Source organism: Bacillus sp. z60-11, assembly GCF_046464135.1.
Lineage (GTDB): Bacteria > Bacillota > Bacilli > Bacillales > Bacillaceae > Bacillus > Bacillus sonorensis_A.
Map to the genome: position 1 here is coordinate 1 of NZ_JBIYSN010000008.1, position 14,268 is coordinate 14,268.

Sequence of the window (14,268 nt, forward strand, 5' to 3'; positions counted from 1 at the left end):
ACGTGTTACTCACCCGTCCGCCGCTAACCTCAGGGAGCAAGCTCCCATCGGTCCGCTCGACTTGCATGTATTAGGCACGCCGCCAGCGTTCGTCCTGAGCCAGGATCAAACTCTCCATAAATGGAACACAGATGAGTCTGTGTGACCTGCATCGTACAGGCCTGTTTGATAATGACTACGCACACTCGCATGTGCGATTTATAAAAATGAATGAACAGGTACGTTTTGTCTTGTTTAGTTTTCAAAGATCATTTCCGCCTCAAAGAAGCGACTTTATTAATATAACATTCTACCAAAGTGATGTCAACAACTTTTTTAAATCCATTTCAAAACGTTGTTTTTATAAAGCCGTTTTTTAGGCACGGACATTAATATAACATCTATTTATGTTTTGTACAATAGTTTTTTCAAAAAAATAATAATCAAGATGAACGATATTGCACATCGAACGTATATGCACACCTAAAGGATAAACTTTTGCCTTCAATAACCATAGCCAATCAAAGGATAGTATTGCACCGTTTTGTTTCTTCTATTAGATAGGAGATAACTTCCGCTTTATAAGATGAAGCATTTCCGCCCCTTTCTTTAATGAATAAAATGGAGCAAGTTGCCGACCATACTCATAAATGCTTTTCTTCCATTATAGGTTATGTGCTGACAACATAGTTTACCGAAAAAACGTTGACCACTCTTTTCGGCAGCGGTTTCTCTTGTTTCGGGGAGATCTCGGAGCTGTTAAAACCGGAAATCACACCAACACATTTTCATTTATCTTTCCGCTTTAGCTAGCGGTCAGTTGATCCAAAATAAAGACCGCCATTCATTCAGGTGATGGCAGTCCACTTTTTCGATTCCCTTATATTTTTCAGCGCTTTTTTAATTCCGCCGTCGATTGTCTGACAATCAGTTCAGGTTTATAGACAGTGGAATGCTCAAGCTGATCGGCGTTTCGCCCTTCGACTTTAGCGATCATCCACTTGGCCGCATCAATTCCCATCTGCATTTTCGGATGGGTGACTGAAGTCAACTTGACTTCCGAGGCCTGGCTTAAATGCGAATCATCATAGCCGACAATCGAGATGTCCTCAGGTACTTTCAGACCGAGTTCCCTAATCACATCAAGCGCTAAAAGGGCAATTTGATCGTTATAGCAGAAAATGGCCGACGGACGATCTGAAGAAGACAGGCGTTTTCTCACCTCAGAGACGGTCTTTTCTTCCTTGTTTTCTGTCGTATAGGTGACAACCATGTCCGGATAAAAAGACAGGCCGTTTTCTCTGAAAGCGCGGATAAAACCTTTCATTCTGTTGACGCCTTGCATGTCATCCTGTTTAAAAAGGCCGAACACTTTTTCATGGCCGAGCTTGATTAAATGGTCAGTCGCTATAAATCCGCCGTATTCATCGTCTAAAATAAAATGGGGCGGATTCAGCTCCTGATAAAGCTGATTGATCATCAGGTAAGGGATATGATGCTGTTCAAGCGTCAGGTAGTAGTTCAAATTCGGATTGAAGCTTCCGGTTTTCGTCGGTTCAACGATCAATCCGTCAATGTTTTTGTCAAGCATGTTGACAAGGCATTGTTTTTCTTTCTCTATGTCATTATTCGTGCTTGCGACGAGCAGCGTATACCCTTCACTCGACAACGTCGATTCGATCCCCCTGATAATGTAGGGAAAAATGTAGTCAGACAAATAGGTCGTGATGACGCCGATCATTTTATGTCTTTCCCTGCCTTTGTCAGAAGGTCGGAGGCGATGTGAGCAATATGTTCCTGAGCCCTGTTCCCTGTACAGAAGGCCTTCATGAACCAAGTCACCGATCGCCTGCCGAATCGTATGTCTGCTGACATCAAAAATTTTCATTAATTCATTTTCGGAATGAATTTTTTCCCCAGGCTTGACTTTGCCCTCATATATCCATGATTTAATTTGATTTTTGACCATGCTGTATTTTGTATGCTCACTCATCAGATCAACCCTTTACTGCATCTTGTACGTACGAATAAGTCCTATTATAAAGAAAGGAAGATGTGATTGCTACATATTGGAGAAAATAAGCAAATTTTTTTGAATATTTATCTTGTCGTCTGTTTTCTTTTTTAGTATAGTAGAAAATAACTAAATAACATGATGACCACAAGGGGAGCCTTCAGGCTGAGAGTGAACAACCGTTCTGACCCTTTGAACCTGTTAGTTAACGCTGGCGTAGGGATGTGGCAAAGTCATTCTAATTGCATCCAAAGCAGTGCGTGGAAAACTTTCCTACTCCTTCCCCGCATTGCTTTTTTATTGGGAAAGAAGTCCAGTATCCCTTTGTTCATCAAAAGTGAGGGTTACAATGAATCAATCAAAACAACTCGTACAGCTTATTGAAATTGCAATCATGACAGGAATCGCAATGATTTTAGATGCGATTTCCGGGATGTTTTTAAAAATGCCCCAGGGCGGTTCGATTGCCATCATGATGATCCCGATTTTTTTAATCTCTTTTCGGCGAGGACTGAAAGCCGGGCTGATGACCGGATTGCTGGCCGGATTGCTCCAGTTTGTCACAGGGGGGCTTTTTTACGTTCATCCGATCCAATTTCTGCTCGATTATTTTATCGCGCCAACAGCCGCTGGAATCGGCGGTTTATTCGCAGGTCCGATCCGAACTTCGGCCGCGGAAACCGCAAAAGGGAAGCTTGTTGCTTATGTCACGCTTGCGGTCTTTTTTGGAAGCGGACTGAAATTTCTCGCCCACGTCATCAGCGGTGCGGTCTTTTTCGCAAATTATGCGCCGAAAGGGACTCCGGTTTGGATTTATACCTTAACGTATAATGGCACATATATGGTTCCGTCATTTGTCATTTGCACAATCGTGCTCTGTCTGCTGCTGCTGACGGCTCCGAGGCTTCTGAGGACGGGCGATGATATGAGATAAAAAAACAGCGGACACCTGGTTTAGGTGCCGCTGTTTTTCCGTTCCAGCAAATCAGCTACCAGAACATAACGCTCTGGCGCAGAACCGATAAAATCAAACGGGTAGCAGGTGGAAACAGTCAGCGTCGCTCTCGGTTTGGGGACGATCACCGTCCGATCATCCGCATCAACGATTCGAACCTTTTTCACTTGATAGGTAAAGGTTCCGTAGACGGCTTTTATCATTAAGCGGTCCCCTTTCCCCACTTCCCCGAGCCTCTTGAAGATCGTATCGCGATGGCCCGACAGAACGGAATTATCATCTTCACCAGGCAGCACTGATCCGGCAAAATGGCCGACTCCCTTTTGAAGTTCATCCTCGTCAGTTCCATGATAAATCGGAAGCACGGCATTGATTTTCGGGATCACAAGATCACCGATTTTTTCACCGTTTGCAAACGACTGCTCAATCACGGTTTTTTCTTTTTTTTCGGCTGGAACGGGCTTTGTTTCTGGGACTTTCTCTTTTTTCATCTCCTGAAATGAAAACAGGGTATAGCCATGAAGCAGCTTAAATCCATTTGACGTCGTTAAATAGAGCCCTGCCGCTATCATCATGATGGATAACACCAATAACATTCTTTTTTTCCGGGATCTTCTGATTTTGACTCACTCCCCATAAAAAAGCGCCCATTCGCTTGCGTTTCTTTAAGCTGCCTTCCGAAGCCTTCTGACCATGAAAAATCCGCCAGCCATCAAAACGAATCCAAGCATGGACCATTCCGCATAATGCCCTGCAGTTTTTGGAAGCTTTGCCCCTGTAACCGTCTTTTTCACATGAGATTTCTTTGCATCATGCTTAACAGCGGTTTGCGTTTGCTTCACTTTTGAACCTGTATCATGAATGAGATCAGAGCCGATCATTTCAGGTGTAAGCAACACATCCAAAATGAAATTTCCTTTCAGATCGTAGACTTCCACAAGAAGGCTCGCTCCCTTCAGCTCATCTGCGCTGACAAGGGTTGTCAAAGTCACCGCTTTTTTCTTGCCGTCCTTGACAAGGTAATATTTCGTTTTCACTTCAAGCGTCTTTTGAAGATCATTCAATACAGAAATCATTTCCGCGATGTCTTGGCCTGACAGTTCTGATACCGACTCAAAATCAGCTACCGCTTCAAGCCGTTCCCCCAGCGCCAACAGATCGTTTTCAAAATTGGGATTTTTGTCCCGCACATTGCGAAGATGATTGACAAGCCTCTCCCATTCAGAATCGTCAACGCCTAATTCCTGAAAGATGTTGCCGATTTCCACATCATCACCTTCTTCATATGTCACTGAAAAAAGGGCGTCATCCAATTCATATTCAAACAGAAACACGTCAAGGATGTTTTGTCCGCTTTCCATATAGCCGTTTTCCGCGAAAAGCCCGGCGGCTTCTTGTTCAGTTAACCCATATTCTTTTAAATATGAAGCGAGAAGTTCTTTCGTCAGTCTTTCCCCCAAAAAATCTCTTAATTCTTCCGTTGAATCAAAATCTTTCAGACTTTCATCATACGTATTTTGTAAGTAGGCTTCCAATTCTTTTTCTGTCATTCCTATCTCTTCAAGGTACTCTTTAAGCTCCGCCTGTTTCGGTGCAGCAAAAACCCCAGCTCCAGGCATGAATAACAATACGCAGATTACAAGCGGCATCAGCCTTTTTTTCATTGAATTGTCCCCCCTAAATCTATCTTTTCTCTTTGATTATAATGGAATATTTTTAAAAAACATGTATTGTAATAAAAATTGTTTTCATCTATAATATTCCGTCCATTTTGCAGCTTAAAAAAGTCATAAACCTTGCTTCTATTGAATGTAATATAGTATAGCGAATAGGGAGGTATGAAAATGAATCCTTACTATATGATGCTTATATGTTATGTGCTATCCATCATCCATTTTTTAATAGGCTACCGGGAAGCCTTGAAAATTAGCGGAGCCGACGGATTGGTGAATGGAACGGCAATGATCTCCTGTATTCCGCTCGGTGTCGTTTTTGCTTTTTTCTCTCACTTCTTTTGGAAAATGACCATATAGACCGAAAATTGTCCTTTATCAGCTTGCCGACAGGGGCAAACTCGGATTTCAGCGATATTCACAGACGGCGGCAGTTTATGCTATGATTAATAGAACTTCAATTTACAAAAAATTCACAAAGATTGGAGGGAAGAACATGGCTAAAACCGTGGCTTCTCAGGAAGTCGCCAACATGCTGAACGATTGGTACATACTGATGAAGAAACGAGACATTTCACGCTCGATCGAAATGAAAGATGACATAGATAAAGCCATTGAAGAAATGGAACAAGATCAGGATGTCCTCCTCTATTATCAAATGTTGGATTTTCGCTTAAGGCTCCTTCTTGAGGATATCTCCCAATCATCCACCGAAAAATTAGAAGCCATCAGCTTTCATGATAAAGACCCAAAAAGCACCGATGACAAGTTGAACTATTATTTTTATCTTTTCAAGGGAATCTATGAAGACTACAAGCAAAATCATACGGAAGCGCTCAATTTTTTCAGAATAGCGGAAAAAAGGCTTGGAGCGATTCAAAATGAAATAGAAAAAGCCGAATTTCATTATAAAATCGGCGTGCTGTACTACAATTTAAAGGCGACATGGCTGTCGATCCACCATATTCATATCGCCTCGGGAATCTTTCAAGGATACGACGGGTACGCCAAAAGGGTCATCAATTGCAAAATGCTGATGGGGCTTAACTATATTGATCAGTTTAAATTTTCAGAAAGTGAAGATTTATTAAAAGAAGCGATCGCAAAAACCGAAAAAATCGGCGACCGGTATTTGTTGCCTTACGCCTATTACAATATGGGCTTTTTAAAAAGCAAAGAAGAGAAACATGAAGAAGCGCTGGCGTTTTATTCGAAAGCTTTCGCCGTCAAGGATTTTGAAAAAGCAAATTATGCTTATATTCTGTGCGTTTATGAAAACACCAGATCTCTCCTGAAAACCAAAGCATATGATCAAGCTTTTAAATGGATCGATATAGGCTTTAAAAAATCCCGGGAAATGGACAGCGAAATCCTTGAATTAAAATTCAATATTTTAAATACATTATATTCAGATATCGAGAATAAAATGGAAATTATCAAGGACTTTGTTCATCAATTAGAAAATAAAAAAGCTTGGGTAGATCTGGAGGAATTATTGATGGATGTGGCGAATTATTACCGGGAACAGAAATTATATAAGGAAGCGATTTACTTTTATATTAAAACAGATAAGGCGAGCAAACTCGCCGGAAGAGGAGGAGATTAATATGAAAAAGTTTTTACTGGCATTATGCTTGTTGGGAGCTGTTTTCAGTTTTTCATTAGCAGATGATGCATCCCAAGCCGCCTCCCAAAGCGATCAGATGATTCTGGCTTCCCGAGGTGCAAGCGGCTGATCATAACGAAACAATACCCATTCGGCATTTTGCCCGGATGGGTATTTTGCCGTAGCCATGTCTTAAAACACATATTTTAGAGGAGCGATTCGTATGAAAAAGAAAGTTCTTCTAACAGGATTTGACCCTTTTGGGGGTGAGCCTGTCAACCCGTCCTGGGAAGCTGTTAAACGGCTGGACGGCGATCGCACCGATGACACGGTCATTGCCGTCGAGCAGATCCCGACCGTCTTTCACCAGTCGGCGGACGTTTTGGAAAAAGCGATCGCAAAACATGCACCTGATGCGGTCATTTGTGTGGGACAAGCCGGTGGAAGACTTCATATCACACCGGAACGTGTCGCGATTAATATCGATGATGCGAGAATTCCCGATAATAGGGGACAGGAGCCGATTGATGAATACATTTCACCCGAAGGTCCTGCCGCTTACTTGTCCTCGCTCCCGATTAAGCGAATCGTTAAAAGCTTGCGGGAAAACGGGATTCCCGCATCTGTCTCCAATTCGGCCGGCACCTTCGTATGCAATCATTTATTTTACCGGCTGATGCGCTACATTGACCGCACTTCCTCCAATATGCGCGGAGGCTTCATCCACATTCCGTACCTGCCTGAACAAACGGTCGATAAAAAAGAGCCCAGCCTCAGTCTGGAAACGATCATCAAAGGATTGCGAATTGCCGCATCCGTCACTGCCAATCACAAAACAGACATCCGCGAAACCGGCGGCTCGCTCAGCTGACTTTCCGCTTGATAAAGCGAGCCCGCTCCCCAAGACCGTCTCCGCAAATCGTTCATCTCACTTTTGCTCTTTTCCCAAAGATGTAAACCGAGGCGTGTTTTTCGGAAAAAAACGTAAACACTAAAAGAAAAACAGCCAAAAGGGTGAGCAGGATGCAGAAATCTTATGCCGTTTTCGGGCTCGGCCAGTTCGGCGGCAGCCTTGTCAAGGCGTTCCACGAAAAAGGAACCGAGGTCATAGGCATCGATAAATCAGAGGAAAAAGTAAACGAATATTCGGCCTATGCCACCTACACTGTTTGCGCCAATGCTGTCGATGAGAACACATTAAAACAAATCGGCATTCGCAATATTGACCATGCGTTTGTTTCATTTGGAGACGACATTGAGGCCAGTATCTTAACCTCGCTTTTGCTGATCGAAATGGGTGTTCCCCAGGTATGGTCAAAAGCGCAGAATGATTATCATCAAAAGGTCCTTCGCAAAATCGGCGTCAACCGAATCATTCATCCTGAAAAAGACATGGCAAGAAGAATAGCAAACCATATTACGTCTGAAAAAATGATCGATTTCGTCGAGCTTTCGTCAAACTACAGCATTGTCGAAATTGTCGCAACGAAGAAACTGGATGGAAGAAGTCTGGGCGATATTGATGTCCGTGCAAATTTCGGCTGCAATATCGTGGGGATCAAAAGGGACGGTCATTTTATCATTGCTCCCAGCGCCGAAGATATCATTTATGAAAACGATGTTTTAATTGTGATTGGCCAAAATAAAGATATTGAAGCCTTTGAAAAAAAGGGTGATTAAACATGAAATTCAAACAGATTCAGTTAAGCCCGTCGCAATTGCTTGTCCTGGTTTTTTTATTTTTTATCCTGTTGGGCACCCTTTTGTTAAAGCTTCCGATTGCAACACCGGAACGCGTGAATTGGATTGACACGCTGTTTACCGCGACATCGGCCATGACCGTAACCGGGCTGGTCGTCGTTGATACCGCAGCGGATTACACGGCGTTCGGCCAGGCGGTGATTCTTATTTTGATTCAGCTCGGCGGACTCGGGATTATGTCTTTTGCGGTTCTTATATTTATTATGCTGGGAAAAAAAATCGGTCTTAAAGAACGGCTGCTGATACAGCAATCTCTTAATCAGACTTCTTTGGGCGGCATCATTCAATTAATCCGGAGTTTATTTATTTTTTCTTTTACAATTGAAATGACGGCGATGATCATACTGGCATTGAAGTGGGTTCCTGAATACGGCTGGAAAAACGGGGTCTACTACAGCCTTTTTCACTCGGTATCGGCCTTTAACAACGCCGGTTTTTCCGTGTGGCCTGACAGCTTGATGCGCTATGAAGGCGATCCGCTTATCAACCTTGTCATCACTTCGCTGTTTATCATCGGAGGAATCGGCTTTACCGTGTTGTCGGATTTGTGGCATAAGCGAAATTTTAAACATTTAAGCCTGCATTCAAAATTGATGATCTACGGGACATTTGCGATGAATGTTTACGCCTTGATCATGGTCTTCCTGCTTGAAAGCCGGAACCCCAAAACACTGGGGCCGCTGCCGTTCGGCGAAAAACTGTTAGGCGCCTATTTTCAAGGCGTTACACCAAGAACGGCCGGTTTTAACACGGTTGACATCGGAAGCTTGCACGAAGCCACGATCACACTGCTCTTGCTGCTAATGTTTGTCGGGGCGGGAAGCGCTTCAACCGGAGGAGGAATCAAGCTGACAACATTTATCGTCATCCTTCTCTCAGTCGGTTCCTTTCTGAAAGGAAAAAAACATATATCCGTCGCCCGAAGAACATTGAAAGACAAAATGATCGTTCGTTCTCTCGCCATCTCGACCATCAGTGTGCTGTTGATTTTGGCTGCCGTTTTTATTTTAAATATCACAGAGCCCACCCCTTTTTTGAACATATTGTTTGAGGTGGTTTCCGCTTTTGGCACGGTGGGGCTGTCGATGGGCATTACAGCGGACCTGTCGCCCATCGGGAAGGTGATCATCATCTTTATCATGTTCCTTGGGAAGCTCGGACCGCTGACATTGGCGTTTTCACTGGCAAGGCCCGAACAGGAAAACAACATCCGCTACTCAAGCGAAGACATTCTGACCGGATAAAAGCCCGCTTCAAATCATTCTTTTCGCCCTGTTGTTTCGCACATCAATTCTTCCGGGATTACGCTGCGACGCCATGAACAGTAGAATGCCGGCAAAAATGACCGCGCCGCCGACAAGCTGTGTGGTCATGACGGACTCATGCAAAATCCAATAGGCCAGAACAATCGCGCCTGCCGGTTCAAAAAGAATTGCCACAGAGATCATGTTGGTGCTCAGCCACTTTAATACCCAGTTGAACAACGAGTGTCCGAGGAGAGTCGGAATGACGGCAAGCAGAACGAAATAGCCCCAGTCCGCAGGCGGGTAGGAGAAAAAAGCCGCGCCATCAAACAGGCAGTAAACGAGTAGAACAACGGCGCTGATTCCGTAGACGATGAACGTATAAACAGACAGGCTGTGTCGTTTTCTGACGTGCTGCCCGAACAGCAGGTAGGCCGTCACCCATGCGCAGGCGATCAAGGCGAGAATATCGCCATACAACGCCTGCCCGCTCACCTTAAAGTCCCCCCAGCTGATATATGCACTTCCGCCGATAGCCAGAAGCGCGCTGACAACTCCAGCCGCTGAAACCTTTTCTTTAAATAAAACATAAGTCCCCAGAAAGGAAAAGATGGGCTGAAGCGTAACAAGCACGACTGAGCTTGCCACTGTCGTGTATTCAAGTGACTGAAACCATAAAATGAAATGAAACGCTAAAAAAAATCCGGCCGCCCCGGAAAATAGCCAGTCCTTTCTGGAAAAACGCAAAACCTCTTTTCGTTTTCCCCAAAAGAAAGGAAAGATCAGCAAAGTTGAAAAAAACAGCCGGTAAAATGCGATGATGCCAGGTTCGGCTGTTGACAATCTGACGAAAACGGCTGAGGAGGATACGGCCAAAACGCCGACCACCAATGCCGCATACGGATACAGATTCGATTTCAAAAAAGCCCCTTCTCTCATTCATTTTTCTTAAGCATATCTGAATATGATATAAAAATCGAGCGCTTATTTATTTTACCAGCGTTCATTATGGTAAAGTTAACACAGGGGGGATTCACGATGAGCATTTTTAATGAAGCGAGAAAAGAACTTTGGAGCGAACTTCAAGGCCTGTCAGATGAGGATTTGAATAAAAGGCCGGCAGAGGAAGAATGGAGCGTTCAAGAAGTGCTGGATCATTTGAAAAAGATCGATTTGATGGCCGCTCATTTGTTCAAAGAAAAAATTCAGCATGCACCGATCAAAACAATAGAAGAAAAGCCCGTCAAGATCGCGGAGGAGCGAAGCCCTAAACGAAAAGCGCCTCAACATGTCGAGCCTGAAAGAAAAAACACAGATTTGTTAACGATCAAGGCTGAGCTGGACAATGTCAGAACACAGCTGACCTCCGTCATCGCCGCCTTTCAGGAAGAAGATTTTCAGCGGGTATTGCCTCATCCGGTCTTTAAAGAACTGACGGTCAGGCAATGGATCGATTTTATCGGTCATCATGAAAAACGGCATATTCAGCAAATCCAGGAAATCAAACAGAAATTGGGGCGTGATTGAAACCTCTCCGCTGTCTAAGGAGGCCTTGGCATCGGAACGATTTTCACAGCTGCTGACAAGGGAATCGCCGAAATGCTCCAGGAGACCCTTTTTCAAGGGTCTCCTGCTTCGGCTATGCAAATGACCTGGCGTCACCCTTTACCGCATTAGGCGAATAGGACCATACTTCCGCATGATCACCTTGAAAAATAAGGCCCGGGCGTTCGACAACGCAGACGATTCCTCTTCTGCCCATCGCATGACGCACAAATCGGGAAGCAAGCTTCGGCTTGTCCGGAAACTGTTGCTGAATGACTTCCCCGGGCTGAATGCACGGTTCGTTTTCACCTTCGCATAAAAGTGCGGCCCCGCTCGGAAAGATCAATCGGCTTCCCTCTCTCAAGGATGTCAAATGAGGCAGGCCGCTCAAAGCGATATTGGCTCCGAGCCATTCGGGCAAAACGGCGGGAACGCCGAGCTTTTCAGCCATCACCAGACATTCCTCGACTGAGACGATCGAAATCTGCCTTCTGTTAAAAATCTCCGTCCCCTTTTGATACATCGGCTCCCGCGCCCCCGCCTTCTTTGTCAAACCGAAATGAAGGTCGCCGGGAATTCCCCCGTAATCAAGCGAAATCTTTTCTTTTTTGTCTGTCACAAAGGACGGAGTTTCCGCTATGTAAACGTTCTCGGCTACGGCGGTCCATTTTTTCCACATTCGATCCATCCCCTTTATTTGAATATGTGATTTATTTTACATTGCCTGTCTATTTTTCTCAAATTGAAAAAACCCGCTGTGTGAGTTCACAGCGGGCCGCATGTTTTTTATACCGTTTTCGGTGTTAAATCAAAGCAGCGTTTGTAAATCCAATTGTATGCTTTTTCGTTCAGATCCCTTGGATTTCCGACCGTTTGCGGATCTTTCATTGCTTCTTTTGAAAGGCGGTCGATCATCTCAGGTGATACACCTTGTTCCTCAAGGCTAGGAATCTCTAAATCTTCTACAAGCTGATACATCCAATTGACTGAAGCTTTCGCCGCTTCGACCGTTGACATACCGCTTGTATCGATGCCGAATGCTTTGGCGATGCGCGCAAATTTTTCAGGGTAGCCCTTCCAGTTGTATTCCATAACAGGTCCCATCATAGCTGCCACACATTGGCCGTGTGCGACCGGAATGATTCCGCCGAGTGTCTGGCTCATTGCGTGGGCCGCACCCGCTGATTCGCTTCCATATGAAAGACCTGCAAGCATTGCAGCTTGAGCCATTCCGTATCTCGCTTCAAGGTCTTCCCCGTCAGCAAACGCTCTGCGGATGTAATGCGCACCGTATTCAATCGCCAATAACGCTACAGCGTCAGTGATCGGCTGTGCAAATTTCATCGTGTAGCACTCGATCGCATGAGCCAATGCGTCAATACCTGTCATCGCTGTAACATGCGGTGGCATGGATACATGCAATTCAGGGTCGATGACTGTCAAGTGTGCCGCGATCAGCGGTCCGCCTGTATTAAATTTAAATTCGCGCTCTTCATCTGTGATGACCGCCCATTGTGTAACCTCTGAGCCGGTTCCGGCTGTCGTCGGAATGGTCGTGAGCGGAGGGATCCGGTTTTCAAGCGGTTTTTTTCCTTCTGCGGCTTCATAATCAAGGACTGAGCCTTCATGAGTCGCTTCAACACCGATCGCTTTCGCCGTATCCATTGAGCTTCCGCCGCCGACTGCGACAAGGCCGTTGCAGTTTTCTTCTGCATAAAGCTTTGATCCTTCAGCTACAAGGCGTACAGGAGGGTTTGGCTCTACTTTATTAAAGACGACAACTTCAACGCCGGCTTCCTGCAGAGATTCAACGACTGGGTTTGTCACGCCTGCATTGTAAATGCCAGGGTCTGTCACGAGAAGCGCTTTTGTGACGCCAAACTTTTTCACTTCTTCCCCCACATGCTTAACAGCGCCGATGCCGTGCTTAATGACAGTCGGAATTTCAAACGTGTGGAATTTGTTCATTGCTTCTACTTTCATATTTAAAGTCATCAATAATCTCCTCCTTTTTATGCTTTAAACCAATTGACGGCTGCCGGTTTTGTATTGCGGTACACATGCTTGACTTCCGTGTATTCTTCAAGACCCATACGGCCAAGCTCGCGGCCGATGCCTGACTGCTTGTATCCGCCCCAAGGCGCCTGAGCGAAGTAAGGGTGGAAGTCATTGATCCAGACCGTACCCATCCGCAGCTTGGATGCGACGCGTTCCGCTTTTTCGATATCCTGTGTCCAAACGGCGCCGGCAAGGCCGTAAATCGTGTCGTTTGCAAGGGCTGCGGCTTCTTCCTCTGTCGCGAATGCTTCGACTGTTAATACAGGTCCGAACACTTCCTCCTGTACGATTCTCATGTCAGACTTGCAGCCTGAGAAAATCGTCGGCAGGTAGAAGAAACCGTTTTCGAGCTCCGGATCTTCCGGGCGCTTACCGCCAGTTTCAAGTTTTGCACCTTCTTCGAGGCCGATTTCGACATATTTTTCGACTTTGCTGCGGTGCTCAGCGGAAATGAGCGGACCGCTTTGTGTTTCCTCATGGAATCCGTTGCCAAGCTTGATTTTTTTCGCGCGTTTTACAAGCTCTGCCACGAATTCGTCATGGATCGATTCTTCGACAAGCAGACGGGCGCCCGCAGAACAAACCTGTCCGGCGTGGAAAAACACCGCATTCAGCGCCTGGTCAACCGCTACATCAAAATCGGCGTCTTTAAACACAATATTTGGATTTTTCCCGCCAAGCTCAAGCGCGATTTTCTTAACATTCGTGCTTGCCGCCTGCATGATTTTCTTCCCTGTTTCAATTCCGCCGGTAAAAGAAATCAGATCGACGTCTGTATTTCTGGCGAGCTCATCACCCACAGTGGCTCCAGGCCCGAGCACAAGATTGGCAACACCTTTCGGCACGCCCGCTTCTTCCATCAGCTTGAAGATTTTGATCGTTGTCAGCGGCGTGATTTCGCTTGGCTTCACAACGATTGTGTTGCCGGCCGCAAGAGCCGGAGCAATCTTCCAGCTTGCTTGCAGGAGCGGATAGTTCCACGGTGTAATTTGCCCGCAGACTCCGACAGGCTCTCTGACGATTTCGCTTTTTGAATCCGGTATCGGTGAAGAGATCACCTCTCCCCCGTCTTTATCAGCAAGCCCTGCATAATATTGAAAAACGTTTGCAATATCATCCATATCGGCTCTGCTTTCTTCTAATGTTTTACCTGTATCAAGCGATTCCAGCTCTGCCAGTTCTTCATGATCGCGTCTGATCAGTTCCGCGATCTTTAACACGATATTGCCGCGTTCCAGACCTGGTGTATTCGCCCACTCGCCGTCGTCAAAAGCGCGGCGTGCAGCGGCAATCGCTTTCACAGCGTCCTCTCTGTCTCCCTCACTGACGGTTTCAATATGTTCTTGATTGTAAGGATTGATAATGTTGCGTGTTTCGCCTTTTTCGGCGCTCACCCATTTTCCGTCAATGAAAAGTGTTTGACTCATAAAAGC

15 protein-coding genes, 1 rRNA gene and 1 riboswitch are annotated in these 14,268 nt (G+C 45.4%); of the genes, 8 read left to right on the plus strand and 8 right to left on the minus strand.

Features of this window, described 5'->3' with window-relative positions; all coding sequences use genetic code 11:
- Together ACINLD_RS19460 and ACINLD_RS19465 are read right to left on the minus strand one after the other, a co-directional pair.
- Positions 1–121: ribosomal RNA gene (locus ACINLD_RS19460) — 16S ribosomal RNA — on the minus strand; the annotation flags it as partial.
- A 747-nt stretch (positions 122–868) separates the two neighbouring features.
- A complete protein-coding gene (locus ACINLD_RS19465) occupies positions 869–1,972 on the minus strand; it encodes a GntR family transcriptional regulator (RefSeq protein ID WP_026588404.1) in 1,104 nt (367 codons plus the stop codon).
- A gap of 161 nt (positions 1,973–2,133) precedes the next feature.
- A riboswitch (TPP riboswitch) is annotated at positions 2,134–2,233 on the plus strand.
- Positions 2,234–2,342: 109 nt separating this feature from the next.
- Between ACINLD_RS19465 and thiT the strand changes: the two genes are divergently transcribed.
- Positions 2,343–2,927: an energy-coupled thiamine transporter ThiT gene (thiT, locus tag ACINLD_RS19470; RefSeq protein WP_026588405.1), complete on the plus strand. Its 585-nt coding sequence runs from the start codon at positions 2,343–2,345 to the stop codon at positions 2,925–2,927.
- A gap of 20 nt (positions 2,928–2,947) precedes the next feature.
- Here thiT and ACINLD_RS19475 read toward each other — a convergent pair whose 3' ends face one another.
- On the minus strand, positions 2,948–3,520 hold the full coding sequence (locus ACINLD_RS19475) for a class D sortase (RefSeq protein WP_410207165.1): 573 nt from the start codon (positions 3,518–3,520) through the stop codon (positions 2,948–2,950).
- A 93-nt stretch (positions 3,521–3,613) separates the two neighbouring features.
- The gene (locus tag ACINLD_RS19480; RefSeq protein ID WP_410207126.1) at positions 3,614–4,612 is read right to left on the minus strand and encodes a processed acidic surface protein; all 999 of its coding nucleotides are present in this window, start codon (positions 4,610–4,612) and stop codon (positions 3,614–3,616) included.
- A gap of 180 nt (positions 4,613–4,792) precedes the next feature.
- On the opposite strand from ACINLD_RS19480, the gene ACINLD_RS19485 reads away from it, so the two are divergent.
- The 6 genes from ACINLD_RS19485 to ACINLD_RS19510 all read left to right on the plus strand — a co-directional run bounded on the left by ACINLD_RS19485 (position 4,793) and on the right by ACINLD_RS19510 (position 9,232).
- Positions 4,793–4,981, plus strand: coding sequence for a hypothetical protein (locus tag ACINLD_RS19485; RefSeq protein ID WP_026588408.1), 189 nt, complete (start codon positions 4,793–4,795; stop codon positions 4,979–4,981).
- A 136-nt stretch (positions 4,982–5,117) separates the two neighbouring features.
- Complete coding sequence (locus ACINLD_RS19490; RefSeq protein ID WP_077735459.1) at positions 5,118–6,227, plus strand: RapH N-terminal domain-containing protein; 1,110 nt, start codon at positions 5,118–5,120, stop codon at positions 6,225–6,227.
- Between the two features lies 1 nt (position 6,228).
- Positions 6,229–6,357 (plus strand): hypothetical protein, encoded by a 129-nt coding sequence (locus ACINLD_RS19495; RefSeq protein ID WP_256860181.1) that lies wholly within the window; start codon positions 6,229–6,231, stop codon positions 6,355–6,357.
- Between the two features lie 93 nt (positions 6,358–6,450).
- On the plus strand, positions 6,451–7,098 hold the full coding sequence (gene pcp, locus ACINLD_RS19500) for a pyroglutamyl-peptidase I (protein ID WP_077735460.1): 648 nt from the start codon (positions 6,451–6,453) through the stop codon (positions 7,096–7,098).
- A 152-nt stretch (positions 7,099–7,250) separates the two neighbouring features.
- Positions 7,251–7,907: a potassium channel family protein gene (locus ACINLD_RS19505; RefSeq protein WP_026588411.1), complete on the plus strand. Its 657-nt coding sequence runs from the start codon at positions 7,251–7,253 to the stop codon at positions 7,905–7,907.
- Between the two features lie 2 nt (positions 7,908–7,909).
- A complete protein-coding gene (locus tag ACINLD_RS19510; RefSeq protein ID WP_026588412.1) occupies positions 7,910–9,232 on the plus strand; it encodes a TrkH family potassium uptake protein in 1,323 nt (440 codons plus the stop codon).
- A 9-nt stretch (positions 9,233–9,241) separates the two neighbouring features.
- Here the strand turns inward: ACINLD_RS19510 and ACINLD_RS19515 are convergent, their stop codons facing one another.
- Positions 9,242–10,153, minus strand: a complete 912-nt coding sequence (locus ACINLD_RS19515) for a DMT family transporter (RefSeq protein ID WP_077735609.1) — start codon at positions 10,151–10,153, stop codon at positions 9,242–9,244.
- A 117-nt stretch (positions 10,154–10,270) separates the two neighbouring features.
- Here ACINLD_RS19515 and ACINLD_RS19520 point away from each other — a divergent pair, with 117 nt between their 5' ends.
- Positions 10,271–10,759 carry a DinB family protein gene (locus ACINLD_RS19520; RefSeq protein ID WP_026588414.1) on the plus strand — a complete coding sequence of 163 codons (489 nt, stop codon included), beginning with the start codon at positions 10,271–10,273 and terminating at the stop codon, positions 10,757–10,759.
- A gap of 112 nt (positions 10,760–10,871) precedes the next feature.
- Here the strand turns inward: ACINLD_RS19520 and ACINLD_RS19525 are convergent, their stop codons facing one another.
- From ACINLD_RS19525 to betB, 3 genes are all read right to left on the minus strand, one after another.
- Positions 10,872–11,456: an MOSC domain-containing protein gene (locus ACINLD_RS19525; RefSeq protein WP_026588415.1), complete on the minus strand. Its 585-nt coding sequence runs from the start codon at positions 11,454–11,456 to the stop codon at positions 10,872–10,874.
- 107 nt (positions 11,457–11,563) lie between these two features.
- Positions 11,564–12,772, minus strand: coding sequence for an iron-containing alcohol dehydrogenase (locus ACINLD_RS19530; protein WP_026588416.1), 1,209 nt, complete (start codon positions 12,770–12,772; stop codon positions 11,564–11,566).
- Positions 12,773–12,789: 17 nt separating this feature from the next.
- A complete protein-coding gene (betB, locus tag ACINLD_RS19535) occupies positions 12,790–14,262 on the minus strand; it encodes a betaine-aldehyde dehydrogenase (protein WP_077735462.1) in 1,473 nt (490 codons plus the stop codon).
- Positions 14,263–14,268: the final 6 nt, after the last annotated feature.